The organism is Streptomyces sp. NPDC056628 (assembly GCF_042792555.1).
Lineage (GTDB): Bacteria > Actinomycetota > Actinomycetes > Streptomycetales > Streptomycetaceae > Streptomyces.
The window spans coordinates 1-24,033 of sequence record NZ_JBHTWG010000039.1; the positions used below are offsets into that span (position 1 = coordinate 1).

Here is a 24,033-nt window from a genome sequence, read left to right on the forward strand (position 1 = left end):
GTCTCCATGAGACCGCCCCCGCACGATCGAAGTCCCGCTACACTCCCGCCACCCGGCGGAAAGACCTGGTCAGGCAGCGAAATCCTGCTGGAGTACTAGTACTCCAGCTGTAGATCGTGATCCGAGAGGGCGAGTCGGCGAGGGACGGCTGTTATTCCAGCCACATTCCGTCGCGCATGATGACTCTCCCGCGTAGTTCCGGCTCACCGCGCCAAGCGCGCACAGTTCTCGGGGCCACGCGTACGTACAAAAAGGAACCCGCTTCCACGCGTGGATCCCACCCGAACTTGTCGGCGAAGGCCTCCGCTGCACTTTCGGGCACCTCCCGGTCCGGGAAGCACTCCGCCTCCCCCTGGAGGAGCACCACGTCGAGGGTGTCCGGTAGCGCCAGGCGTACGCGCGGCTCTTTGCGGACGTTCCGCGCAGTCACGGAAGTGGCGCTGGTGCACATCCACACTGCCCGTCCATCCCACAAGAACCACAGTGGCACCTGGTGCGGCCCGTGATCGGGGTGAGCCGTCGACACCCATACATCCCGCTCGGTAACGAGCCGCTCCAGAGCGTCGCGCACACGCTCCGCCGTCTGGCGGCGAACGATTCCCGTGGTCTCCATGCGGACCGACCCTAGCCAGCAGGGGCGAAGCGTGCCTGAGGCGCAGGACCTACTCCCCGCGACCGATGAACCCCTCAGCTTTTGGCTGGGGGCGACCGACTACGGTGCTCAGGGTGGCCAGGGAAGCCGACGTGGTGGAGTGACAGCGGTAAGAGGCGAGTTCACCGGTGGTGTGGTTGCGACGGATCAGCAACTGGTGGTGGCCCGGTGCCGCCGCGACGAGGTCGATGACGGCCCAGTCGTAGAACCGCTGTCCCTTCGCGCCCCGTCCGGCCGGGAGCTTCTGCCAGGCCCGCTTCGGCACCTACTTCACCAGCGCATCGGCGCGGAACGTGACGGCGCCGGTGGTCATTTGGGCTGAGCAGGCCGCTGCGAGGACGTAGCCGATGCCGCGTTTTTCCAGCGCGGCTCGCAGTTTCGGGTTGCCGCCGTAGACCTCGTCACCCGTGACCCAGCCGACGCGCTGTCCAGGAACCGTTCCATCATCACCCGGGCCAGTTCCGGCTTGGTCGCGAAGACGGTGTCCTCGCTGAGCCCCGCGGCCCGGCAGCGGTCCGTATCGCAGGTCCAGGAGCGCGGGATGTGCGGCTCTCGGTCCACCGCCGCGTGCCCGTGCCCGACGGGGTAGACGAGGTGGACGGCGACCTGGGGGTTCTCGATCCGCCTGGCGGTGCCGGTGTATTGGCGCTGGACCCCGACGGTGCGTGTGCCCTTCTTCACGTCGCCGGTCTCGTCGACGACCAGCACTGCGGCCTCTTCGTGGAGGTGCTCGACAACGTATACGCGGACGTCGTCGCGGACGGCCTCGGCACCCCAGGCGGCCCTGCACAGCAGATGCTGGATGCCATGCGGGGGTGGACTCCCCCGGCCCGCTCTGCGATCGTCCAGCAGTTCTTGCGCGGCAGGTCCGAGAGCGGACCCAGCACCAAGCGCTTGGCCCGGAGGCGGGGTTCGATCCGCGCGAACCGCCCGGCTATCCGGCTCAGCAAACCATCGAACGCCGCCTGCCAGCGGGCAGGGTCTACGCTGTGATCTGCGACCACGTGATCGTTTGTCTTCACCACACCGATGATCAACGTGGCAGCACCCGTCTCCCCAGCGCGTCAGAGTCGCGCAGCGTCCGCATGCGGTCCTGTGTCAGGAGGACAAGTGCAACGTGGCGAAGTCTGGTGGGTCGAGTTCGACGAGCGGCGGCCGGTCGTACTGCTGTCGGAAGGCGACGCGTCTGGGATCCGGGTGATGCAGGTCGTGGCTCCGGCGGGCGTCGACATCAGCGGTCTGGGCGTCGAAGTGGCCGTAGGCGCCATGGAAGGACTGCCCTTTGAAGGCGTGCTGCGGTTCGCGTTCCCGTGTCCGGGCTTCACCCCGTGCACGTGGCTGACCACTGTGTCCCGGGACGACCTGGTCGAGCGGGCCGGCGCCCTGTCCTACGCGAAACTCGACGAGATTGAGGATGCCCTCCGACTCGCTGGACAGGCGAAGGAGCGGACCCCGGCGACGACCGAGAAGCTCAGCGCGTTAAGGGACGCCCTCCGTCTCGGTAGACTTGAGTAGTCGGGTAGGCGGAGAAGGAAGGGACACCCTCGGTAGCGTGGTCGATCTCGTCCAGATGGTCGACACTGACCACCTGTCTCCTCGGCGCCCCTCACCATCGAGATCACGATCTACGGCTGGAGTGTCAGGCCGGGACATGCCGCCTGCGCGGCCCGACTGTTCCGTACGTCCCTCGGCCACCGCACGGCTGTGGGATTCGCCTCGCAGCGGAGACTGGCCGCGGCCCTTGGCCCCGAGCAGCCCTGGATCCGGCTCGCCGAGCAGCCCTGCGCTCCCTGACCGCGCCGCTTGGGTTCCCCCGCGCTCCTCGGCGGCCCTCGATCGGCCAAGCACGTGCCGCACTACCTCTCCAACACCGGGGAACCGCTTGACGTCGACGTGGACGCGCTGATGGGGAACCTCCCGGACGTGAATCGCAACGCGGAGACACAGCTCGCGGAGAACGTTCCCAACTGGGAGGCACGGGCCCTCGCCGAGTACGAGCGCACCGGGAAGCCTGGGAAGCTGGTCCGGTAGACCGGTAGACCGGTAGACCGGTAGACCGGTAGACCGGTAGACCGGTAGACCGGTAGACCGGTAGACCGGTAGACCGGTAGACCGGCAGACCGGCAGACCGGCTGGCAGGGCTGGACAGCGGAGAAGGACCTGGACTGGTACCACGCGGTCGGATCCTTCCACTCCAACACGGTCGACCAGGTGGAGGTCGTCCCCGGCCCGGACGGCTGGCCCAGGACCGCGGTTCGCGACCAGACCCGTGTGTACGACCGCTACAACTGGGACGCGAACAAAGCGACGCCGGTGCCGGCGATGGGTAATGTCTCGGACGCCCAGATGGCCAGACAACAGCAGTCGGGCCAGGCCAAGGAGTACGACATGGGCTGCCAGAGCGAAGTACGCGGATGGAATGGGTGAGGATGCGTCCAGAAGCAGCGAGCCCGGGCCCGGATCCGCGGCGGCGCCGGTGGCTGGTGTGGTTCCTTGCGTTGTGCGCGGCGTGGACGCTCGGCGTCATCATCTGGGCCGGCGTCGCGCTGTTCACACCGGCCGGCGACAGTCCGCAGGAGGCCGCGCAACGCGCGGCGGGAGTGCATCACGAGCAGCACCAATCCGCGGGGCGCTACTACGTACCCACGCACGCCGAACTGCGGAAGGACGGCACGGCGGTGCTCCGGTACGAGGTGGGCAACGGCCAGGACTCCAGCGTCAAGGACTTCCTCCAGACCTACGAGATCACCGCGAAGCCGAAGCGCACCACGCCGTCCAAGGTGACGTACTCCGACCGTTTCGGCGACGTCCGCCGGACGTTCATGGTCACCTACAGCCCGTCGCCTGATCCAGGGGGCTACGACTACGCGCGGATCACCGTCAGGGCCCGGCCCGACGACTCAAGCTGAGGACCCGCGAGCGGTTCAGCGGTTTGGAGTGGCCGGCACCGTCCGAAGGGCCCTCCTCGGTTGGCGCGGCGTCCGCCCAGCCGGCGGACGTCCGGTCCGCCAAGCAGCGTCACGTCGGCTCGTCGTGTCCCGGATCAAGGGCCAACGCGGCGAAGGAGGCCAGCCAGTGGTCCGTGGTGAAGTCGCCGCGTTGCACGGCGGGCAGGCCCGCAGTGAGGTGGGCTTCGGCCGCCTCGGCCAGACGCGTGCGGACCGGACCCTCCGGCAGCGCCGCGGCGATCGAGCGCAGCGCGGCGGCCCTGCTGAGGGTGAGGCCCAGCAGATGGCCGATCTGCGGGTCGGCGTGGTCGGAGACGACGGGCACGTCGAGCAGCGGGCAGGAGGCGCCGGAGCGCAGCGCGGGCAGAAAGCGGTCGAGCCACTGCGCGAACCGCTCCCTCTCCAGCACCCTGCGCATCGCGTCGGCCTCGGTCAGCGCCGGGGACAGGAAGTCCTGACCCGACGGTTCCCAGTGCGCGGGCGCGTCGTGGTCGTCGGCGAACCACGCCAGCAGACGTTCCCGTACGGCCTGCGTGGTCGCTGTGGACACTTCGCCCGCGTCGAGTACGAGCCCCAGTGCGAAGGCGCTGTTGGGATGGCTGCCGTGGCGTACGGGATACGTGGCCTTCGGCAACCAGTCGGCCAGCAGCCGGTCGACGGCGGCGACCCCCGGTGCCAGGGCCTCGGCCCAGCGGGCGCCCGACGCGCCCCCGTACGCCCGGCACTCGGCGGCGAGCGCGACCAGCCAGGCCCAGCCGTACGGCCGTTCGAAGGTGGGACGGTCGAGGAGGTAGGCGGCTTCGACGACGACGTTCTCCGGGGTGAGGTGCCGGTCGAGTACGTCGATGACCGGCGCGGTCTCCGTGAACGCGGCCGTTCCCCCGTGACGGCGCAGCAGACGGACGAGCAGCCAGTGCATATGGACGGAGGAGTGCCAGTCGTAGGCACCGTAGAAGGCTGGATGCAGGGCTCTCGGCCCGAGTTGGTCCTTCGGCGACGTCACCAGGTGGGCGGGGAAGTTGGGGTACTCCCGCGTGATGTTCGCGAGGGCGAGCCGGGCGAAGTCGGCCGCATACGTCGTGAGCGGCATCAGTGGGTGGCTCCCTCGGTGACCTTCAGGTCCTGATCCGCGGGAACGTTGACGGCGGCGGTCAGAAGGGCGCGCACTCCGAGGGCGACCGTGGCGGGCTCCAGAGCCGGGGCGGTGCCGTCGCTGACCTGGTCCGGCGCCCAGGGGACGTGCACGAAACCGCCGCGGATGTGCGGGAATTCGGTGGCGATGAGGTGGCCGAGGCCGTAGGTGATGTGGTTGCAGACGTACGTGCCGGCGGTGTTGGAGACGGCGGCCGGGACACCGGCTTCGCGCATGGCGGCGACGCAGGCCTTCACGGGCAGGGTGGAGAAGTACGCGGCGGGGCCCCCGGGGACGACCGGTTCGTCGATGGGCTGGTTGCCCGCGTTGTCGGGGATGCGGGCGTCGTCGACGTTGATGCCGACGCGTTCGACGGTGACGCCGGGGCGGCCGCCCGCCTGGCCCAGGCAGAGCACCAGGTCGGGGGTCGACGCACGGATGGCGTCGCGCAGCGCGTCGATGGACTCGCCGAAGACGCAGGGGAGTTGGGTCGCGGTGACCGTGAGCCCGGCGGGCGGTTCGGCGGCCACGAGGGAGGCCGCCTGCCAGGAAGGGTTCACGCTTTCGCCGTCGAAGGGGGCGAAGCCGGTGATGAGCACGCGGGTCATGGCGCTTCCTTTACGGGTGGGACGGCTCGGGGGCCGGAGCAGGGCACGCCCGAGGTCAATGGGGTGGCTGTGGCTCAGAAGGCGAAGAACGCCATGATCACGGTGCAGCAGACGAGGAGCGCGAGCGCCGTCGGAATCTGTGCCTTGATCGGTCCGTACTGGTCCTTCAGCTCGAGCAGCGTGGCGGGGACGATGTTGAAGTTGGCGGCCATCGGCGTGCAGAGCGTGCCGCAGAAACCGGCCAGCATGCCGATCGCGAGGATGGCCGGCGCGTTGCCGTTCATCTGTTCGATGAGGATGGGCCAGCCGATCGCCGCGGTCATCACGGGGAACGCGGCGAAGGCGTTGCCCACGATGACGGTGAACAGGAACATGCCGAGGCAGTACGCGATCACGGCGAGGTACTTCGAGTTCTCCGGCAGGACGTCGTTCACGATCTTGCCGACCTGCGTGCCGACGCCGGCCAGGGCGAAGATCGAGCCGAGGACCGCCAGGAGCTGGGGGAGCAGCAGGGCCGAGCCCATCGCCTCCAGCATGGAGCGGCCCGAGTGGATCGGGACGGAGACCTTCTTCTCGCCGGTGACCAGCATGCCGACGACGAGCGCGACGACGCAGCCGAGGCCGAGCCCGAGGAGTGTGGCCTTGCCCGTCTCGAACAGGCCGGACTCGTCGAGGAGGGAGGCGCAGACGATGGCGACGAACGGGATCGTCAGGGCCGGGACGAAGATCTTGCTGCCGAGCCGGACCGCGGAGGCCTCGCGCTGCTCGACGCTGGTGGTGACCGGGACGCCCTTGCCGAGGAAGTTGAACCCGGCCAGCACGATCAGGGCGAGGACCGCGACGCCGAGCGGTTCGGCAGGCACTCTCCAGGCGGTGGTGCCCGGCGCGACGGTGGCGACCCCGGTGCCGTAGGGGAAGGTGAGCCCGAGCAGGCCCCAGAACGCGGCGGAGGTCCACCGCTTGGGGTTGGTGCGGTCGGCCGCCATCTGCACGGCCATGACGATGAAGACGAGGCCCACCAGCCAGTAGAGCCATTCGACCTTGATCACTTGTCGGCCCCCTTCGGAAGCGGCAGGTCGTGCTCGGCGGAGGCGAGCGCCATCTCGCGCTCCAGCTGCTTGTCCAGGAGCAGCAGTCGGGCACCGTGGATGACGAAGGCGCAGACGGCGAGCGGGACCGCCCACAGGGCCAGCTCGGTCGGTTCGAGCTCTTGCCCGTACGTCGAGTTCACGAAGCCGGTGATGAGGAGGATGGAGCCGATCGCGATGAAGCAGTCCTCGCCGAAGAAGAGGCCCACGGTGTCGGACGACGACGCGTAGGAACGGACCTTCTCGCGCAGGCGGTCGGGCAGCGCGGCACCGGTCCTGCGCTCGGCGGCGGCCTCGGCCATGGGTGCGACGAGCGGCCGCACGGTCTGCGCGGGACCGCCGATGTTGTTGAGGCCGAAGGCCGCGGTGACCTGGCGGACGAGCAGGTAGACCGCCAGGAAGCGGCCGGCGCTGAGCCTGCCGAGGCGGCCGATGAGCCTACGGGCCTGTTCGCGCAGGCCATAGCGCTCCAGGAGGCCGATCACCGGGAGGACGATGGCGAAGACGGTCACCGAGCGGCTGTCGGCGAAGGACTGGCCGAAGGCCGCGAGGACCTCGAGCGGGTTCATCTTGCCGAGCAGACCGGTGACGATACCGGCGACGCCGACCACTAGGGCGGGATTGCGGCGCGTGACGAATCCGAGGATCACAACGACCACACCGAGAAGAACGATCATGCGGTGGCCTTCTTCAGGCGTAAGGGACAGGGCACCAGAGACGGCACGGATCCGGAGGCTCGAATCCGTGGGAGATACACGGACCTTAGGGGATCGTTGAACGATGGAACAAGAGGCAATCTCACACCGTTCTCGTCGGGCGGCGGATGTGACCCCTTGTCGGATCGTTCAACAATCGTTTACGTTTCCGGACGTGATCGATCTCAACGCAGACCTCGGTGAAGGCTTCGGCCGGTGGTCCCTCACCGACGACGACGCCCTCCTCTCCGTCATCACCAGCGCCAACGTCGCCTGCGGATTCCACGCCGGCGACCCATCGGTGATGCGCCGCGTCTGCGACCTCGCCGCCGAGCGCGGAGTGCGGATCGGGGCGCAGGTGTCCTACCGCGACCTGGCCGGCTTCGGGCGGCGCGCCATGGACGTGCCCGGCGACGAACTGGCTGCCGAACTGGCGTACCAGATAGGGGCGCTGCGGGTCTTCGCCGAGGCCGCCGGGGCCCAGGTGGCGTACGTCAAGCCGCACGGGGCGCTCTACAGCCGTACCGTCCATGACGCCGAGCAGGCCGCCGCCGTCGTGGCGGGTGTGAAACTGGCGGGCGGGTCGCTGCCCGTGCTCGGTCTGCCCGGCTCGCGGCTGCTCGCCGCCGCCGCGGACGCGGGGCTCGTCGGTGTACCGGAGGCCTTCGCGGACCGCGCCTACACTCCCGAGGGCACGCTCGTGTCGCGCCGCGAGGCGAACTCGCTGGTGACCGACGAGGACGCCGTGGTACGACGCGCGCTGGCGTTCGCCGTGGACCGTGCGATCGAGGCCGTGGACGGTACGACCGTCGCGGTGGCCGCCCGCTCCCTGTGCGTGCACGGCGACACCCCGGGCGCGGCCCGGATCGTCGCCCGGGTGCGCGAGGCACTGGAGAAGGCCGGGGTCGAGGTCGGGGCATTCGTATGACGGAAGGCCGGCTTCTTGACGTGCGCCCCGCCGGGCGGCACGCGCTGCTCATCGAACTGCCGGACGCCGAGCGCACCGGAGACCTCCTGGCCGAACTGCTGCGGCGGCGCGCGGCCGGGACCCTGCCGCCGGTCGAGGAGATCGTGCCGGGGGCCCGGACCGTACTCCTGGACGGCGTGCGGGACCCGGGGGACCTGGCCCGCCGACTCGCCGAGTGGGACGTGCCGTCCCGGGCCGGAGACGACGGGGGAGTCGTGGAGATTCCCGTGCGCTACGACGGGCCGGACCTGGCCGACGTGGCCGCCCAGTGGGGGATCGGCGCCGACGAGGTCGCCGCCCGACACTCCTCGTACACGTACCGCGTCGCCTTCTGCGGCTTCGCGCCCGGGTTCGGCTACCTCACCGGACTGCCGGCGGAACTGCAGGTGCCGCGCCGCGACACGCCCCGTACCCGGGTTCCGGCCGGGGCGCTGGCGCTCGCGGGCGCCTACAGCGCCGTGTACCCGCGCGCCACCCCCGGCGGCTGGCAACTGATCGGCACCATGCCGGACCCGACACCGCTGTGGGACCTCACGCGGGATCAGCCGGCGCTTCTCACGCCGGGAACGCGGGTGCGATTTGTCACCGAGGACGGTGTGGCATGACGCCCAAGCTCACCGTCGTACGCTCCGGGGCCCTGACCACCGTGCAGGACTCGGGCCGGCGCGGCCACGCCCATCTGGGAGTCCCGCGCTCCGGCGCCGTGGACGCGCCCGCGATGAGACTCGCCAACCGCCTGCTCGGCAACGCCCCCGATGCCGCCGTCCTGGAGACCACCCTGACCGGCTGCGCCCTGCAGCCCGACCACACCGTGACCGTCGTGGTCGGCGGTGCACCCTGCCCGGTGACGGTCGACGGCCGGCCGGTGCCGTGGGGCGCGCCGGTACGGGTGCCCGCGGGCGCGGTTCTGAACGCGGGCGCGGTGACCGCGGGCGTGCGCTCGTATCTGGCCGTCGCCGGTGGCATCGCGGCCGAACCGGTCCTCGGCAGCCGTTCGACGGACCTCCTCTCCGGGCTCGGCCCGTCGCCGCTGTGCGACGGGGACGTGCTCCCGCTGGGCGCCCCCGCCCGGCAGGCGGCACTCCCCGGCGCCGCCCCCTGGCCGGCGCCGCCCGCCGAACTCATCCTGCCGCTGCGGCTCGGCCCCCGCGACGACTGGTTCACCCCCGCGGCGCTGCGCACCCTCACCTCCGCGACGTACCGCGTGTCCCCGCACAGCAACCGCATCGGCCTGCGCACCGAAGGGCCGCCGCTGGCGCGCGCGTCGACGGGCGAGCTGCCCAGCGAGGGCATGGTTCTCGGCGCGGTGCAGGTGCCCCCGGACGGGCGTCCGGTGGTGTTCCTGCACGACCACCCGACGACGGGTGGCTACCCGGTGATCGGGGTCGTCGCGGAAACCGCCCTGGCGTCAGCGGCCCAGGCCGCCGTGGGTACGCCGGTGCGGTTCACGCTGGGATGACGTCGCCCGCCGGCACGGCTGTCGCACATACCGGCTGTATGCGGTGGCGGCGGCCGGCGTCCGGGCGCGCCGCTGTCGCCTGCGTGCCCGAGACGGGGCCCCGGAGACGGCCCTCGGCGAGTTGAAGCCAAGCGCGAGCGGGAGGACCCGTCAGTGCCTGAGCGTCTGCCGCATCGAGGCACACGCAGTCCGAGCCCTTGAGGGGAACATCCCCGCCTGCCTGGGCCCGCTCACCGGCCGGTGTGTGGGACCGGTAACAGCTCACATGGTGAGATCCGGGTCCGGATTGTTGAAGTTTGATCACAGCCTGGAGCCGTGTCCGCACCCGCCCGGCTGCAGTGCCTCGTCCTGTCGGCGAGCTCGGTGTGGCGCGTCGACGACGGCCTCTGTCGCCGCTGAGCCCGGACCGGCCGACTTCCCATGCCGCGCGCCGCCGCCGGGGCTGCGGCATCGCCCGACCCGGCCTTCCCGTCGGCGTCGTGCCCCACCCCGACTCGTACACCGTTCGGAGTCCACCCGCGAAAATCTCCCCGCCCGCCCAGGCGGGGAAGACCGCCGCACTGCTGTACCCGTCGCCCACCTCAGTAACGCGGCCCCCGGTGCCCGCCGCGCCTCCGGTGCGCCGCGGGCCGCTCGCGGTGTCCGGGCTGCTCGCCCGGCACTGACTGCCTATGTCTGGTCCGCCCTCGGGGCCAAGCCCGGGGTCCTGCTGCTGCTCGGCCTCGGCCTGGGGATCGCCCTCTTCCACTCCCGCTTCGCCTTCACCTCGGCCTGGCGGCAGTTGGTCGCCGTCGGCAAGGGCACTGGTCTGCGGGCCCACACTCTGCTGCTCGGCACCACGGCGAAGCTGTTCGCCTTGCTCATCGGCGCGGGCGCCGGACTGTTCGGATCCGTGCCAACGCCCTCGGCCGACCCCTGGGTCTGGGACTGCTGATCGGCGCGTCCGTTTTCGCCGTCGGTATGCCGCTCGGCGGCGCCTGTGCCTCCGGCACCCTCTTCGCGGTCGGCTCGGGGCAGACGTCGATCCTGTTCTTCGCCTGGCGGCAGGCGCTCACCGACCTCGGCGCGGCCGGCAAACTCACCCGCATCTACCGGCCGCAGACCAACGGCAAAAGAGAGCGCTTCAACCGCACCCTGCTCGACGAGTGGGCCTACCCGCGGCCCTACACCAGCAACGACGAACGCGCGGCCGCTCCGGCAGACTTCCTGCACACCTACAACCACCACCACCGCCACACCGCACTCGGCGGCCAGCCACCGACCGGCCGTATGAACAACCCGGCGGGTGAATGCACCTAGCGCGTGGGTTGGCGCTCAGAGGCGTCGACGGCACAGAGTTGCGAGCACCCCGCCTGCCAACAGCGTTCGCGCTGCAGCAGCGGCTGCTGAAGCGGCACGGCTGTAGCTGGCAGCCGCGCTGGGGGGGATATCCCCCATTCCGATCCTGGGGTGTTCCGGATCGCCCTCCGTTGGGGGCGAAACTAGCGTCCAGCCATGACTTCGACTCTGCGAAAGCACCTCGCCATGGCGGCCGGTGTCACCACGCTGCTCGCCACCGGGGTGGCTACCGCCGTCGCCCAGCCCGTCGGTACCTCCCCTGTGGAGCAGTTACGCCAGGACACCGAGGCGATCCGGGCCCTCGGGATCAGCGGTGTGCAGGCTCGCGTGATCGGGCCTGATGGCCGACACTCGGTCGCCACCAGCGGCACCGCAGACCTGAACACCGGCCGCCCGGTCTCTTCCGACGGCTACTTCCGCATGGCCAGCACGTCCAAGACGCTGGTCGCCACCGTGGTCCTCCAGCTGGAGGATGAGAGTCGGCTGTCCTTGGACGACACGGTCGACCACTGGCTGCCCGGAGTGGTGCAGGGCAACGGCAACGACGGCAGCCGGATCTCCGTCCGCCAACTGCTCCAGCACACCAGCGGCATCCACGACGATCTGCCCGGATACACCACGCCCGAGGAGTACTACCAGCAGCGCGACGACGTCTACGGTTCCGAGCAGTTGGTGGCCCGCGCCATGGCCCATGCCCCGGACTTCCCGCCCGGCGAGGGCTGGGCGTACTCCAACACCGGCTACGTCCTGCTCGGCATGATCATCCAGAAGGCGACCGGTCACCCCGCCCATCAGGAGATCGAAAACCGCATCCTGCGCCCGCTCGGCCTCGACCAGACCCGGTGGATGGGCACCGCGCCCACCCTGCCCCGGCCGCACGCCCGGGCCTACCAGCTCTTCGGCCCCGATTCCCGGGTGGACGTCACCGACCAGATACCGGTGGACTACGAGAACCTTTCGTGGGTCACGACCACGCGGGACGAAAACCGCTTCCTCCGCGCGCTGCTCGCGGGCCGTCTGCTACCGGCGCGGCAGCTGGCCAAGATGAAGCAGACCGTTCCCGTGAGCGCGGAGGTCCAACAGCTGTGGCCCGGAGGCCGTTACGGGCTCGGACTGGTCGAACGGCCCCTGAGCTGCGGAGGAACCTACTGGAGCCATGAGGGTGGGGACGGCGGCTACATCACCCTCAACGGCGTGACCGACGACGGCAGGCGAAGCGCCGTGGTCTCCATGTCCGAGGCACGCGGCGACGCCCTGGAGCACATAATGGAAGAGGAGAACGCGGCCAGCGTGCTGATCGACCACGCGCTGTGCGCCGGGAGAGGCCCGTCGGCCTCCAGCACCCCATGAGCAGAGGGCTGGGGCACTTGTGGGTGTCAGCTCAGAGCAGCGACAACCACTGGACCTCAGGACTCGGCGGGGCCAGTCGTCACCGCGTCACGGTCAGCGCATGGAGCAGTGCGGCGGCCAGCGCCGTGCGTTCGGTCATCCCCCGGAGGCTGATGTGCTCGCCCCGGGCGTGGGCCCCGTCGCCCACGGCGCCGAAGCCGTCGAGCACCGGCACACCGAGTGCGGCGACGAAGTTGCCGTCGCTGGCCCCGCCGACCTCACACTCCGAGAGATCCACACCGATGTCCGCTGCCAGGCCACGGGCCAGCGCGAACAGCCTTGCCGTGCCCTCGGAGCGCTCCATGACCGGCCGGTTCCACTCGCCGCTGACGGTGATGGCCGCCCGGGGGTCCGCGGGCGCCAGGACGGCGAGCGCCGCGTCGATCCGGTCCGCCTCGGCCTGGGTACGCACCCGAACGTCCAGGTGCCCGACCGCCGAGCCCGCCGTGACATTGGTCCGCGTCCCGCCCTTCACGGCACCGACGTTGACCGTGGTGCCGGCCTCGTGGTCGGTGAGGCCATGCAGTACCAGGACCAGACGGGCGAGCTCGTCGACGGCGCTGACCCCGCGCCTCGGGTCCAGGCCCGCGTGAGCCTCGACGCCGGTGACGTCGACGCGGAAGATACCGACGCCCTTGCGCGCGGTCTTCAGCGCGCCCGCCGCGCTCGCCTCGAAGACAAGGGCGGCCCTGGCTCCTTCGGCCGCCGCCTCGATGACCGGCCGGGAGACCGGGCTGCCGATCTCCTCGTCCCCGTTGAGGACCAGCCGGATCGGCGGCCTGGACAGGCCCGCCTCGGCGAGGACGCGTAGCGCCCACACCGCCTGCACCAGGCCCGCCTTCATGTCGAAGATGCCGGGACCGGTGGCCCGGTCGCCGTCGACGCCGAACGGCCAGCCGGCGAGCGTGCCCTTGGGCCACACGGTGTCGTAGTGGGCCAGGACGAGCACGGGCGCGGTGCCCTCGCCCGGGTAGTCGTACACCCGTACGTCGCCGTACTCGCCCCCGTCGGTGGCGCTGACCGCGGTGGGTTCGCCGAGCCGTTCGCGCAGCCAGGCGTCGATACGGGCCAGCCCGGCCTCCAGGAGGGGCCTGTCGTCGCTGGGCGTCTCCAGCTCTACGTAGCGGGCCAGGTCCTCCAGCATCTCGCCGCGGTACTTCGCCACCCGCTCCAGCAGGGCGGCGGTGTCCGTGTGGGGCGCCATGGCTGTCTCACTTTCCTATCGTGGCCAAAGGTCATGCGATCTGCCGGTCCTTGGTCTCCGGCATGGTGCTGTAGACGGCCGCGCCGATGAGGGCGGCCGCCGCCACATAGACCCAGACCAGGTCTCTGTGGCCGTTCGTGCTCATCCAGGTGGTCACGTACGGGGCCGTGCCGCCGAACAGGGCGACGGACAGGGCGTACGGCAGACCGATGCCGGTGGTGCGGACCTCCGGCGGGAACTGCTCCGCCATGACGACCGCGCAGTTGGCCGAGTAACCGATCATCAGCACCAGGCCGATGACCTCGATGAGGAGCAGCCCCCAGAAGCTGTTGGCCAGGAAGTGGAAGGCGGGCCAGGCGAAGAGGAGGATGCCCACGGCGAACGCGGTCATGGTCGGCTTGCGGCCGATCCGGTCGGACAGCAGCCCGCCGAACGGCAGCAGGACGATGAAGACGGCCATCGCCACGGTGTTGGCGAGCAGCGCCTGGTTGAGCGGGATGCCGGTCGTCACATGGGCGTAGGACGGCAGGTAGCTGACCCACACGTAGTAGACGAGGGTGCCGGCGACGGTGATCCCGGCGACCCGGAGAGCGGCGCCCGGGTGGTCGCGGACCATCGCCACCACCGAGTTCCTGTCCTGCCGTTGGCGGGCCTCGGACTGGATGAACGACTCGGTCTCGGGCACCGAGTGGCGCAGCCACAGCCCGACGAGGCCGAGCGCGGCGCCGATGGCGAACGCCAGTCGCCAGCCCCAGCTGTGCAGGGCGCCTTCGTCGAGAGTGGAGGTCAGCACGGTGCCGAGGAACGAGGCGATCAGCGCGCCCGCGCCCACCGAGACCTGCTGCCAGGACCCGGCGAACGCGCGCCGTCCCTTGGCGGCGGACTCCACCAGGAAGGCGGAGGACGAACCGAACTCGCCGCCCGCGGAGAAGCCCTGGACCAGTCGGGCGAGGACCAGCACCACCGGGGCCGCGACGCCGACCGCCGTATAGGTCGGGCAGACCGCGATCGCGAGGGAGGACCCGGCCATCAGCGCGATGGTGAGGGTCATGCCCTTCTTGCGGCCGTGGCGGTCGCTGTACGCGCCGAGGACGGCACCGCCGACCGGGCGCATGACGAAGCCGACGGCGAAGACGGCGAGGGTGGCGAGCAGGGCCGCCGACCCGTTCCCCGGCGGGAAGAACCGGTCGGCGAAGATCGGCGCGAACGTCGCGTAGACGGCCCAGTCGACCCACTCGACCGTGTTGCCGACGGCGCCGGCCACGATCGCCTTGCGCTGCGAGCGGCTGAGCCTGTGTGCGTCCTGCTGGGGCGGGTCGTCGGGTCTGTTGTCGGTGACGGTCACGGGGTCTTCTCCTGTGGTGCGGTGCCGGCCGCCTGGTTCAGGACGTACTCGGCGATCTGTGCGTGGGTGGCGTACCAGACGTCGGAGCGTGCGGAGATGTGCTCCAGCAGTTCGGACAGGATCGCCATGCGCGAGCGGTGGCCGATGATGTGCGGATGCATGGTGAGCTGGAACAGGCCGCCTTCGGCGTACGCCTGGTCGAACTCGTCCTTCCAGATGGACAGCACCCCGCGCGGTGGCGTGTACGGCCTCAGGGAGCCGAAGCGCTCCATCATGAAGTACGGGGCGTCGTCGCGGATCCACTCCACCGGGATCTCGACCACGCCGGTGGGTTCGCCGCCGGCGAGCAGTTCGTAGGGCTCGTCGTCCGCCATCAGCGACGAGTCGTACAGCAGTCCCAGCTCCCGGGTGATCGCCAGGGTGTGCGGGGAGAAGTCCCAGGAGGGCGTACGGATACCCACCGGCCGGGTGCCGGTGAGCCGCTCCAGGGTGTCGGCGGCGCGCAGGGCGAGTTCCCGCTCGGCTTCGGCGGGGATCTGGGTGTTGCGCTCGTGGATCCAGCCGTGCAGGGCGACCTCGTGGCCGTGCTCCACGTAGGAGGCGGCCTCGCCCTCGTGCAGCAGCGCGGAGACGGCGGGGATGAAGAAGGACGCGGGCGCCTGGTGCCGCTGGAGCAGCCGCAGGATGCGCGGGACGCCGACGCGTGCGCCGTACTCACCCTGGGCTAGCTTGCCCGGCAGGGTCTCGGCATCGCGCAGCGGGATGGTCTCGTGGTCGGAGTCGAAGGACAGTGCCACGGCCACCCGGGCGCCGCCCGGCCATGTGCTCGGGCTCAGCGAGCGGCCGGCGCGGACCCGGTCGACGTGACCGCGCCAGGTCGGCTCGTCCCACTGCCAGGGCGGGGGAGTCTGTTCGGACATGACGTGCCTTCCGGACGTTCGGTGCTTGAGTGGGGGGGATCGCGGATCGCGTCCGGATCAGGCCGCGGGGGTGAGCCGGCGGCCGCGGCGGGGGCCGGTGTACGTCCGGCCGTCGACCACCATGGAGCCCTCCTGCATCACCCAGGCGATGCCGCTCGGCGGCCGGACCGGGTCGCGGTAGTCGCACTCGTGGTCGATCGTCTGCGGATCGAAGGCCACCAGGTCGGCGATCAGGCCCCTGGTGACGGAGCCGCGCTCGGGGATGCGGAAGACCTTGGCCGGCAGTGAGGTCATCCGGCGCACGGCCTCGCCGAGCGGGAGGATACGGTGCCGCCGCACATACTCCGCCAGCACCCGGGGGAAGGTGCCGAACAGCCGGGGGTGGGGCTTGCCGCCGTTGCCGGGGGGCAGGCCGTCGGAGCCGACCATGGTGTCGGCGTCGGCGAAGGCCGTGCGTACGTCCTGCTCGTCCATGGAGAACAGCACCATGGTGACGTGCAGTTCCTCCTCGCGGAGGATGCGAATGAAGGTGTCGAGCGGCGACTCGCCCGCCGTGCGGGCCAGTTCGGCGACGGTGTGGCCCTCGTAGCGGTGGCTGGCGGTGGTGGAGATCAGGATGCCGTCCCAGCCGGCGCCGTGCAGGTGGCTGTCCCATCCGGGCAGGCCGGACTCCATCATCACGGCCAGCCGGCGGCGCTGCTCGGCGGACGCCAGCCGGGCCAGCACCCCCTCGTCGCCGTCGGCGAGGAAGGGCGGCGGAAGCAGCGCGGTGAGCATCGTGGCGCCGGCCGTGTAGGGGTAGATGTCCTTGGTGAGGGACAGCCCGGACGCCGCGTACTGGTGGATGCGGTCCAGCGCGGCCGGCATCCGGCCCCAGTTGCTGCGGCCGTTGGACTTCAGGTGGGAGATGTGAACCCGGCATCCGCCTTCGGTGCCGATCCGGGCACTCTCGTCGATCGAGGTGAGCAGCGAGGCACCCTCACCGCGCATATGGGTGGTGTAGAGGCCGTCGGCGCCCAAGTGCCGTGCCAGGGCGACGAGTTCGTCGGTCTCGCTGAAGACCGCCGGCGGGTACACGAGTCCGCTGGACATGCCGAAAGCGCCGCCTTCCAGCGCAAGGTCGAGCTCGCGGCCCATCAGGCGCAGTTCGTCGGCGTCCGGCGTGCGGTCGGCCATGCCGAGCACGGCGATGCGCAGTGTGCCGTGCCCGACCAGAGGGGCCCAGTTGGTCACATGGCCGTGCGCGTCCGCGACCCGGGTGAACTCGGCCCATGTCGACCAGTCGAACTCCATGGGCGGGAAGATCCGCTGAGTGAACGAGGCGAACGCCGCCGCGGAGTCCGCGCGGGTCGGCGCGAGCGAGAACCCGCAGTTGCCGGTGACCTCGGTGGTGACGCCCTGAAGGATCTTGGAGGTCTCGTCCTCCGGCAGCAGCGCCGCGTTGTCGGCGTGGGAGTGGACGTCGATGAACCCGGGGGCGATCACCAGGCCGGTGGCGTCCACCGTGGGGGTGTCCCCGGCCGCGACGGCCCCCGGGGCCTCGACGGCGGCGATCCGGCCCGCCCGGATCAGGACATCCGCACGCACGGGCTCGCGCCCGCTGCCGTCGGCCACGGTTCCGCCGCGGATCAGCATCTCGTTGGGTGGCAACTCGGGCTCCTCCTGGCAGGACCGGCGGTGGCAGTGGCAAGGGCCCCGTCCGGGCCGGCCGCCCGGTGTCCGGGCCGTCACCGGCGGGCGGGGAAGCCGGGCGCCGACAGGGCCCCGGCCCGCGGATCGGTCTTGCCGGGGCGTCGGTGCCCTGCCGGTCAGTCTGCGGGCGCCCGGTATCCGGTGTCCTTGTAGGCCAGGACGAAGTTCCCGGCGGTCACTTGTCGCCCGCGTCAAGGGCGGCGGCCCGCACTGCGCGCAGCCGGAGCTGGAGGTGGGCGAGGAGCATGGCGTCCGCATCACCGAAGTCCAACCCGCCGACCTCGCGGATGCGCCGCAGCCGGTAACGCAGCGTGTTGACGTGGATCCGCAAGCGGGCCGCCGCGTCGTCCGCGACACCGGCCGAGGCAAGATAGGCCGCGAGCGTTTCCGTCAGTACGCCCTGCTCCCCGTCGTGCTCGGCGAGCCGGCGCAGCGGACCGGTGGCGTCGGGCAGAGCGAGGGCCTCGGTGGCGTCGGCCAGTTCCAGCAGCATGGCGGTGAGTGCCACGTCCTCCAGGGTCGCCACCCAGGGGCCACCGGCGGCGGGATGCCGCAGGGCCCGCAGCGCCGCGTCCGCCTGAGCCCGGGCCTGCGCCACACGCGCCGCGGACTCGGCCGGCCCGCCGACGCCCACGACATGGCCGCCGGCCAACGGGGAGCGGGACAAGAAGTCCCGGGCCAGCGCGCGGGTGCCGTCCAGCGCCTGCGACGGACTGGAGCGGGGCCAGGCCAGCAGGGCGTACACGGCGTCGTTGCCGCACACGGTGACGGCCGACGGGTGGACAGCCGCCAGATGCAGTGCGAGCACATCCTCGAAACGGCGCCGCTCCGCCGCCGCGGCCGCGTCGGCTCCAGGGCTCCTCTCACCGGCACGCGCCATGGGCGGTGCGGCGGCCAGGACGCACAGCGGACCCGTGTCCAGATGCAGCTGCCTGGCCGCGTCCGCTCCGGCCGATCCGCCCGCCAGAACGGCTGCCGCCAGCTCCGCGCGCTGCTGCCGCGCCCAGCCGCTGGTGGCCCGGGTATTGACCAGGTGCAGGGCGACGAGAGGAACGATCTGCTCCAGCCGACGGGCGAGATCGCCGGTGAGGGGCCGCGGGACGGCCGCCCATACGTAACCGACGACTTCCGCACCGGCCCGCACCGCCATGGCGGCACGCGGCAGCATGCCGGGGGCGACGGGTTCGATGTGGACCGGGCCGCTGGAGGCGTGCAGGCGGGCGAAGTCGCCGCGGGCGCGCAGTTCGTCCAGCCAGCGGTGATGGACGGCCCGGCCGAGGATCGACTCCACGCGCGCCTCGTCGGCGCCGCGCTGCCCGGTGGACCAGGCGAGCACGGCGGCGGAGCGGTCCTCGATGGTGACCGGTGCCTGAAGCATCTCGGCGATGGTGTTGGCGATGGTGAACAGGTCGCCGCCGACGCCGTCCGGCGACCGACGGCTGTCCCGGGAGTGATCCAGCAGCCGCTCCCGGATCATGGAGGCGACGTGCATCCAGGACGCGTCCGGATTGACCTCGACCACGGCGACCGGACTGTCCTCCAGCCCGTCCGGTACCGGGCCCTTCAGCGCGAGCACCGCGGCGCCCGTCGCCTGCATGGCCCGTGCCAGCGCGGCCGCCTCCGCGCGGTGACCGCCCCACCCGGCACCGGCTTCCGCGGACTCGGTGGCCTCACCGGACCGGCCGGGACTTCGCAGGCCGCCTGCCGACAGCCCGACGCCCAGCACGACGCACCCGCGTTCCAGCTCCGACCCCGAGGCCGGGTCGTGAATGACGACACCGGTCAGGGGCTGGTCCGCGCCGGGGCCGTCGACCGCCACCCGCAGCAGCGTGGGTCCCATCTCCGCCACCAGCCGCCGTGCGGTGAGCCCGTGATCCATAGGCGCATCGTAGGCGCCCCTCGCGTCCTGTCGTCCGCGACAAGGCCGGGCCCTGTGCCTTGACGCGGGCGACGAGGCAGGGACACCTGCGATCGGGCAGCCTGCGGGACATGGACCCGGACGTACGGGTGCGGAGCATCAGTGACCGCACCGGACTCGAAGCCCTCACGGCCCTCTTCATGCGCGTGTGGAGGACGGGGCAACCGCAGGTGCCCTTCGCCGTGCTGCGCGCACTCAGCCACACCGGAGGGATGGTCCTCGGCGCCCACGCAGCCGGGCAGTTGGTCGGGGGCGCGGTGGGACTGTGCGGCGCCGACCCGGCCCGACGCGGCCTGCACTCGCACATCGTCGCCGTCGACAGCGGCGCACGCAGGACCGGAGTGGGCACAGCCATCAAACTGGCCCAGCGCGACTGGTGCCTCACGCGCGGCATCACCACGATGACGTGGACCTTCGACCCGCTGCTACGGCGCAACGCCACCTTCAACATCGCCCGTCTGCAAGCGGTCGGCGTGTCCTATCACCCGGACTTCTACGGGCCCATGGACGACGGCTACAACGCGGGCGTCCCGACCGATCGGGTGCTCGTGCGCTGGGACCTGACCGCCGACTCCACGCCCGCCGACTCCACGCCCGCCAGGGACGCACCCCGCGCCTCCGCGGGGGGACCGGACCGGACCGCCGAACGGATACCGCACGAGCGGCTGCACGTACTGGACATCGGCGAGGACGGCCGGCCCCGCCGACTCGCGCCCCTGCCGCACCCGCCCGCGGCCGGGCCACCCCGGGGCCCGGCGCCGTCCACCGAGGCGGAGGTCCGGCTGCGCGTCCCCGAAACACTGCACCTCGACCGCGAACTCCTCGGCGTCTGGCGGCCCGCGCTGCGCGACGCGATGAGTCCGCTGCTCGACGCCGGATACCGGTGGACCGGCGTCACCCGTGACGGCTGGTACGTCCTCAGCCCTTCCGCGGCCACACCCCACAAGGAGCACGCATGAAAATCGAATCGGTGGAGCTGCTGCGCCTCGGCATGCCATTGGTCTCCCCGTTCCGCACCTCGTTCGGAACCCAGACACTCCGGGACGTGCTGCTGGTGCGGGTGATCACCTCTGATGCCGAGGGGTGGGCGGAGTGCGTGGCGATGTCGGACCCCCTGTACTCCAGTGAGTACACCGGCGCGGCCCACCGCGTCATCGCCGACCACCTGCTGCCGCGCCTGTTCGCCGCCGCCAACGTCACAGCGGCGGCGGTGGCCTCGGCGCTTGCCCCGGTGCGCGGTCACCGCATGGCCAAGGCGGCGGTGGAGGCCGCGGTGCTGGACGCCGAGCTGAAGGCGGCCGGGGTACCACTGAGCCGACACCTCGGAGCCACTCGGTCCCGGATCGTCTCGGGCGTGTCGGTGGGCATCCACGAGTCGGTGCCGGAGTTGCTGAACACGGTCGGCGGCTACCTGGCCGACGGTTACGCCCGGATCAAGCTCAAGATCGAGCCCGGCTGGGACATCGAACCCGTCGCCGCCGTGCGCGAGCATTTCGGCGACGACATCCTTCTCCAGGCAGACGCGAACTCGGCCTACACACGCGCCGATGCCCGGCATCTGGCCGGGCTCGACCCGTACGGGCTGCTGCTGCTGGAGCAGCCGCTGGAGGAGGAGGACGTGGCCGGCCACGCCGAGCTGGCGCGGTCGCTGACCACGCCGATCTGCCTGGACGAGTCGATCGTCTCCGCGCGGGCGGCGCACGAGGCGATCCGCATCGGCGCGTGCGCCATCGTCAACATCAAGCCCGGCCGGGTGGGCGGCTACCTGGAAGCCCGCCGGGTGCACGACGTCTGTGCGGCGGCAGGGGTGCCGGTCTGGGCGGGTGGCATGCTGGAGACCGGGATCGGGCGGGCGGCCAATCTGGCACTGGCCGGCCTCCCCAACTTCACTCTGCCGTCCGACATCTCCGGCTCGGACCGCTACTACCGGCAGGATCTGACCGAGCCGTTCCGGGTGACCGACGGCACGATCCCGGTACCGGACGCACCGGGGATCGGCGTCGCCCCCATCCCCGAGGTCCTCGACGAGCTCGTGACACAACGGGAGGCGCTGCGGCCGACCGGGTGAGCGTGAGGCGGGCGCCCGTGTCCGACGCAGGGTCAAGAGGGGCGGACGAGGCCAGTCCGTCAGGGCCGCGGTGCGTTCGGCGATGCCGGCGCAGGGCCGTAGGCAGGCCCGTTCGTGGGCAGCGGCGTGATCACGTACTTCATGCCCGCCCGGGCGTCGAACGCGACGACGGTGTTCTCGGGGCGCTTCACGTCGGTTCGGGGACCGCCCTCGGTGTGCACCGCGACGGGTGCCGCGGTGCGCAGCCGGACCGTGCCGGTCCGGCGTGCCGCGAGGCGGGCGTGGGTCAGCGCGCCGTCGCTCCAGGAGACGTCGACGGTGAGGGAGCCGCGGGCGAGGAGGCCGGTGACCCGGCCCCGCGGAAGCTGCGGGGGCAGCGCCGGCAGGAGGTGGACCTCGTCGGTGTGGGACTGCACCAGCCACTCGGTCACTCCCGCGGTGGCGCCGAAGTTGCCGTCGATCTGGAACGGCGGGTGCAGGTCGAACAGGTTCGGAGCGGTGCGGTCGGGAGTGAGGAGGTCGGTGAGCAGTTTGTAGGAGCGCGATCCGTCTTCCGCGCGCGCCCAGAAATTGATCTTCCAGGCGAGGGACCAGCCGGTACCGGCGTCCCCGCGCATCTCCAGCGTCTTCAGTGCGGCCCGGAACAGTTCGGGGGTGCCACGCCTGGAGATCTGGTTGCTCGGGTGCAGACCGTACAAGTGGGAGACGTGACGGTGCTGTTGCTCGGGCGCGCCGCCGTCCCAGTCCTGCTGCCACTCCTGCAACTGCCCCAGCGCGCCGATCCTCATGGGCGGAAGCTGGGCTCGGGCCTGGCGCACCTGGGCGGCGTACGGACTGTTGACGCCGAGCGCGGCACAGGCGGCGAGGTAACCGTCGAACAGGTCGCGCAGGATCTGGTTGTCCATGGTGGGACCCGCGCAGGCGGACACGCCGGCGTGGTGGGCGTTCTCCGGAGACACGGACGGGCAGGTCACCAGATGGCCGGTGCCGGGATCCGTGACGAGGGCGTCGAGGAAGAAGCGGACGGCGCCCTCGACGACCGGCAGGCGTCGGCGCAGTGCCTCGCGGTCACCGGTGAAGCGGTAGTGCTCCCAGACCGAGGTGGCCAGCCAGGCGCCACCGGTGGGCCACATGCCCCAGAACGCGCCGTCCACCGGCGCGGTGCCGCGCCAGGCGTCGGTGTTGTGGTGGGCGACCCAGCCGTTCGCGCCGTACTGCACCCGCGCGGTCTTCTGTCCCGCCTGGGCGAGGTCGTCGAGCAGGGCGAAGATCGGCTCCCAGCACTCCAGAAGGTTGGTGGTGGCGGCGGGCCAGTAGTTCATCTCCGTGTTGATGTTGATCGTGTACTTGGAGTCCCAGGGCGGGGAGAGCTGGTCGTTCCAGATGCCCTGCAGGTTGGCGGGCTGGGTGCCGGGACGGGAGGAGGCGATGAGGAGATAGCGGCCGAACTGGTAGTGCAGGGTCACCAGATGGGGATCGTCGGACTGGGCGAAGGCGGCCACCCGCTGGTCGGTCGGTGCGGCGGCGGCATCCGTGACACCGAGGTCGAGCCCGACGCGCCGGAAGAGGGCGCGGTGGTCGCGCACATGGCGGGCGCGCAGTTGTCCGTAGGGGGTGTCGGCGGCGGCGTTGAGCGGGCGCTCGGCGCGGGCGCGGTGGTCGCCGGAGGCGTCGCGGTAGTCGTTGTAGCTGGTGCCCACGGACACCAGCAGGGTCACCGCGTCGGCCGCGGTCACGGTGAGGGTGCCGTTCTCGCTGCGCACGGTGCCGCCTTCGGCGCGGGTACGGACCAGCGCGCGGAAGCGGACCCGGCCGGTGATGCCCTCTCGGGTCTGCCCGGTGCCCTCCAGCGCGGCGGTGATCGGGTCGGGGGAGGACTTCTGGGTCTGCTGAGGGCTGTCGAAAGCGGCGGTGAACGAGAGGGCGCCGGGGGTGTCGGAGGTCAGCCGCACCACGATCAGCTGGTCGGCATGGCTGGCGAACGCCTCGCGGCGGTAGGCCACTCCATCACGAGTGTACGTCGTGGTGGCCACGGCGGCGTCGAGGTCCAACTCCCGTCGGTAGGAGCCGACGTCAGCCGTGCCGGGGAACGTCAGGCGCAGATCGCCGACCGTCTGGTACATCAACTCCCCGACCGGGTTGCCCAGGAAGGTCGAGTTGATCAGGTCCTGGGCCGAGCCCCACTGGCCGGCGAAGATCCGGCGCCGGATCTCGGGGAGGTTCGCCAGGCCCTGCGGGTTGGCCGGTTCGTAGGGGCCTCCCGCCCACAGTGTGTCCTCGTTGAGCTGGAGCCGGTCGGTGTCGACTCCGCCGAAGACCATGGCACCGAGGCGGCCGTTGCCGAGGGGTAAAGCCTCCAGCCACTGGCCCGCGGGCTGGCCGTACCACAGGGCCAGGCGCGAGGCGTCCGGCGCGGCGGCGTCCTCCGCCTCCGCCGCGGCCTGTGGGGCCGCGGCCGCCGAGGCGGCCGGAACACCGACGGCCAGTGCGGCCGATGTCGCTGCGGAGGTGACGAGAAAGCCTCTTCGTTCCATGAGAATGCCTGCCTTTCGAGTGCGGGTCGGGCTGGTCATCCGGGAGCGGGGCGGGCCGGTGCGCACCAGCGGGTCG

The 24,033-nt window shown here is 71.3% G+C and carries 21 protein-coding genes and 4 pseudogenes; 13 read left to right on the forward strand and 12 right to left on the reverse strand.

The annotated features are described in order from the left end of the window. Positions 1–151: 151 nt before the first annotated feature. Positions 152–613: a pyridoxamine 5'-phosphate oxidase family protein gene (locus ACFRAC_RS31130; protein ID WP_382935674.1), complete on the reverse strand. Its 462-nt coding sequence runs from the start codon at positions 611–613 to the stop codon at positions 152–154. A gap of 94 nt (positions 614–707) precedes the next feature. After that, positions 708–1,599 (reverse strand): annotated as a pseudogene (locus ACFRAC_RS31135) (IS701 family transposase); the annotation flags it as partial. A gap of 163 nt (positions 1,600–1,762) precedes the next feature. Here ACFRAC_RS31135 and ACFRAC_RS31140 point away from each other — a divergent pair. From ACFRAC_RS31140 to ACFRAC_RS31160, 5 genes and pseudogenes are all read left to right on the forward strand, one after another. After that, positions 1,763–2,167: a type II toxin-antitoxin system PemK/MazF family toxin gene (locus ACFRAC_RS31140; protein ID WP_382935677.1), complete on the forward strand. Its 405-nt coding sequence runs from the start codon at positions 1,763–1,765 to the stop codon at positions 2,165–2,167. A 123-nt stretch (positions 2,168–2,290) separates the two neighbouring features. Further along, positions 2,291–2,538: pseudogene (locus ACFRAC_RS31145) on the forward strand (SAV_915 family protein); the annotation flags it as partial. After that, a complete protein-coding gene (locus ACFRAC_RS31150; protein ID WP_382935680.1) occupies positions 2,456–2,683 on the forward strand; it encodes a hypothetical protein in 228 nt (75 codons plus the stop codon). The pseudogene ACFRAC_RS31145 and the gene ACFRAC_RS31150, both read left to right, overlap by 83 nt. Positions 2,684–2,863: 180 nt before the next feature. Then, positions 2,864–3,079 carry a hypothetical protein gene (locus tag ACFRAC_RS31155; RefSeq protein ID WP_382935683.1) on the forward strand — a complete coding sequence of 72 codons (216 nt, stop codon included), beginning with the start codon at positions 2,864–2,866 and terminating at the stop codon, positions 3,077–3,079. Between the two features lie 2 nt (positions 3,080–3,081). Then, positions 3,082–3,561 (forward strand): hypothetical protein, encoded by a 480-nt coding sequence (locus tag ACFRAC_RS31160; RefSeq protein WP_382935687.1) that lies wholly within the window; start codon positions 3,082–3,084, stop codon positions 3,559–3,561. Positions 3,562–3,670: 109 nt separating this feature from the next. On the opposite strand, the gene ACFRAC_RS31165 is transcribed toward ACFRAC_RS31160, so the two are convergent. From ACFRAC_RS31165 to ACFRAC_RS31180, 4 genes are all read right to left on the reverse strand, one after another. Continuing rightward, positions 3,671–4,690 carry a DUF2891 domain-containing protein gene (locus tag ACFRAC_RS31165; RefSeq protein ID WP_382935689.1) on the reverse strand — a complete coding sequence of 340 codons (1,020 nt, stop codon included), beginning with the start codon at positions 4,688–4,690 and terminating at the stop codon, positions 3,671–3,673. Beyond that, positions 4,690–5,340 (reverse strand): pyroglutamyl-peptidase I, encoded by a 651-nt coding sequence (gene pcp, locus ACFRAC_RS31170; protein WP_382935692.1) that lies wholly within the window; start codon positions 5,338–5,340, stop codon positions 4,690–4,692. Before pcp ends, ACFRAC_RS31165 begins: the two co-directional genes overlap by 1 nt. Before the next feature lie 74 nt (positions 5,341–5,414). Next, a complete protein-coding gene (locus ACFRAC_RS31175) occupies positions 5,415–6,389 on the reverse strand; it encodes a DUF979 domain-containing protein (RefSeq protein ID WP_382935694.1) in 975 nt (324 codons plus the stop codon). Beyond that, positions 6,386–7,105, reverse strand: a complete 720-nt coding sequence (locus ACFRAC_RS31180) for a DUF969 domain-containing protein (protein ID WP_382935696.1) — start codon at positions 7,103–7,105, stop codon at positions 6,386–6,388. Before ACFRAC_RS31180 ends, ACFRAC_RS31175 begins: the two co-directional genes overlap by 4 nt. A 193-nt stretch (positions 7,106–7,298) precedes the next feature. Here ACFRAC_RS31180 and ACFRAC_RS31185 point away from each other — a divergent pair, with 193 nt between their 5' ends. The 6 genes and pseudogenes from ACFRAC_RS31185 (at position 7,299) to ACFRAC_RS31210 (ending at position 12,237) form a co-directional block, all read left to right on the forward strand. Further along, positions 7,299–8,051, forward strand: coding sequence for a LamB/YcsF family protein (locus tag ACFRAC_RS31185; protein WP_382935698.1), 753 nt, complete (start codon positions 7,299–7,301; stop codon positions 8,049–8,051). Beyond that, entirely contained in the window at positions 8,048–8,695 is a 648-nt protein-coding gene (locus tag ACFRAC_RS31190) for an allophanate hydrolase subunit 1 (RefSeq protein ID WP_382935701.1), read from the forward strand. The genes ACFRAC_RS31185 and ACFRAC_RS31190 overlap by 4 nt, the downstream gene beginning before the upstream one ends. Continuing rightward, on the forward strand, positions 8,692–9,549 hold the full coding sequence (locus ACFRAC_RS31195; protein ID WP_382935705.1) for a biotin-dependent carboxyltransferase family protein: 858 nt from the start codon (positions 8,692–8,694) through the stop codon (positions 9,547–9,549). The genes ACFRAC_RS31190 and ACFRAC_RS31195 overlap by 4 nt, the downstream gene beginning before the upstream one ends. Before the next feature lie 524 nt (positions 9,550–10,073). Further along, a pseudogene (locus ACFRAC_RS31200) lies at positions 10,074–10,578 on the forward strand (YeeE/YedE thiosulfate transporter family protein); the annotation flags it as partial. A 15-nt stretch (positions 10,579–10,593) separates the two neighbouring features. Next, positions 10,594–10,848 (forward strand): annotated as a pseudogene (locus tag ACFRAC_RS31205) (integrase core domain-containing protein); the annotation flags it as partial. Between the two features lie 195 nt (positions 10,849–11,043). Next, positions 11,044–12,237, forward strand: coding sequence for a serine hydrolase domain-containing protein (locus tag ACFRAC_RS31210; protein WP_382935708.1), 1,194 nt, complete (start codon positions 11,044–11,046; stop codon positions 12,235–12,237). Between the two features lie 79 nt (positions 12,238–12,316). Here ACFRAC_RS31210 and ACFRAC_RS31215 read toward each other — a convergent pair whose 3' ends face one another. From ACFRAC_RS31215 to ACFRAC_RS31235, 5 genes are all read right to left on the reverse strand, one after another. Then, positions 12,317–13,480 (reverse strand): M20 family metallopeptidase, encoded by a 1,164-nt coding sequence (locus tag ACFRAC_RS31215; RefSeq protein WP_382935711.1) that lies wholly within the window; start codon positions 13,478–13,480, stop codon positions 12,317–12,319. A gap of 31 nt (positions 13,481–13,511) precedes the next feature. Next, entirely contained in the window at positions 13,512–14,825 is a 1,314-nt protein-coding gene (locus ACFRAC_RS31220) for an MFS transporter (protein WP_382935714.1), read from the reverse strand. Continuing rightward, the gene (locus tag ACFRAC_RS31225; RefSeq protein WP_382935718.1) at positions 14,822–15,745 is read right to left on the reverse strand and encodes a polysaccharide deacetylase; all 924 of its coding nucleotides are present in this window, start codon (positions 15,743–15,745) and stop codon (positions 14,822–14,824) included. Before ACFRAC_RS31225 ends, ACFRAC_RS31220 begins: the two co-directional genes overlap by 4 nt. A 57-nt stretch (positions 15,746–15,802) precedes the next feature. Then, positions 15,803–17,395 carry an amidohydrolase family protein gene (locus ACFRAC_RS31230; protein ID WP_382935720.1) on the reverse strand — a complete coding sequence of 531 codons (1,593 nt, stop codon included), beginning with the start codon at positions 17,393–17,395 and terminating at the stop codon, positions 15,803–15,805. Between the two features lie 217 nt (positions 17,396–17,612). Next, entirely contained in the window at positions 17,613–19,316 is a 1,704-nt protein-coding gene (locus tag ACFRAC_RS31235; protein WP_382935723.1) for a PucR family transcriptional regulator, read from the reverse strand. Between the two features lie 110 nt (positions 19,317–19,426). On the opposite strand from ACFRAC_RS31235, the gene ACFRAC_RS31240 reads away from it, so the two are divergent. After that, on the forward strand, positions 19,427–20,314 hold the full coding sequence (locus tag ACFRAC_RS31240; RefSeq protein WP_382935726.1) for a hypothetical protein: 888 nt from the start codon (positions 19,427–19,429) through the stop codon (positions 20,312–20,314). Further along, positions 20,311–21,423, forward strand: a complete 1,113-nt coding sequence (menC, locus tag ACFRAC_RS31245) for an o-succinylbenzoate synthase (RefSeq protein ID WP_382935729.1) — start codon at positions 20,311–20,313, stop codon at positions 21,421–21,423. The genes ACFRAC_RS31240 and menC overlap by 4 nt, the downstream gene beginning before the upstream one ends. 59 nt (positions 21,424–21,482) lie before the next feature. Here menC and ACFRAC_RS31250 read toward each other — a convergent pair whose 3' ends face one another. Further along, positions 21,483–23,957 (reverse strand): glycoside hydrolase N-terminal domain-containing protein, encoded by a 2,475-nt coding sequence (locus tag ACFRAC_RS31250; RefSeq protein WP_382935732.1) that lies wholly within the window; start codon positions 23,955–23,957, stop codon positions 21,483–21,485. Between the last annotated feature and the right edge of the window lie 76 nt (positions 23,958–24,033).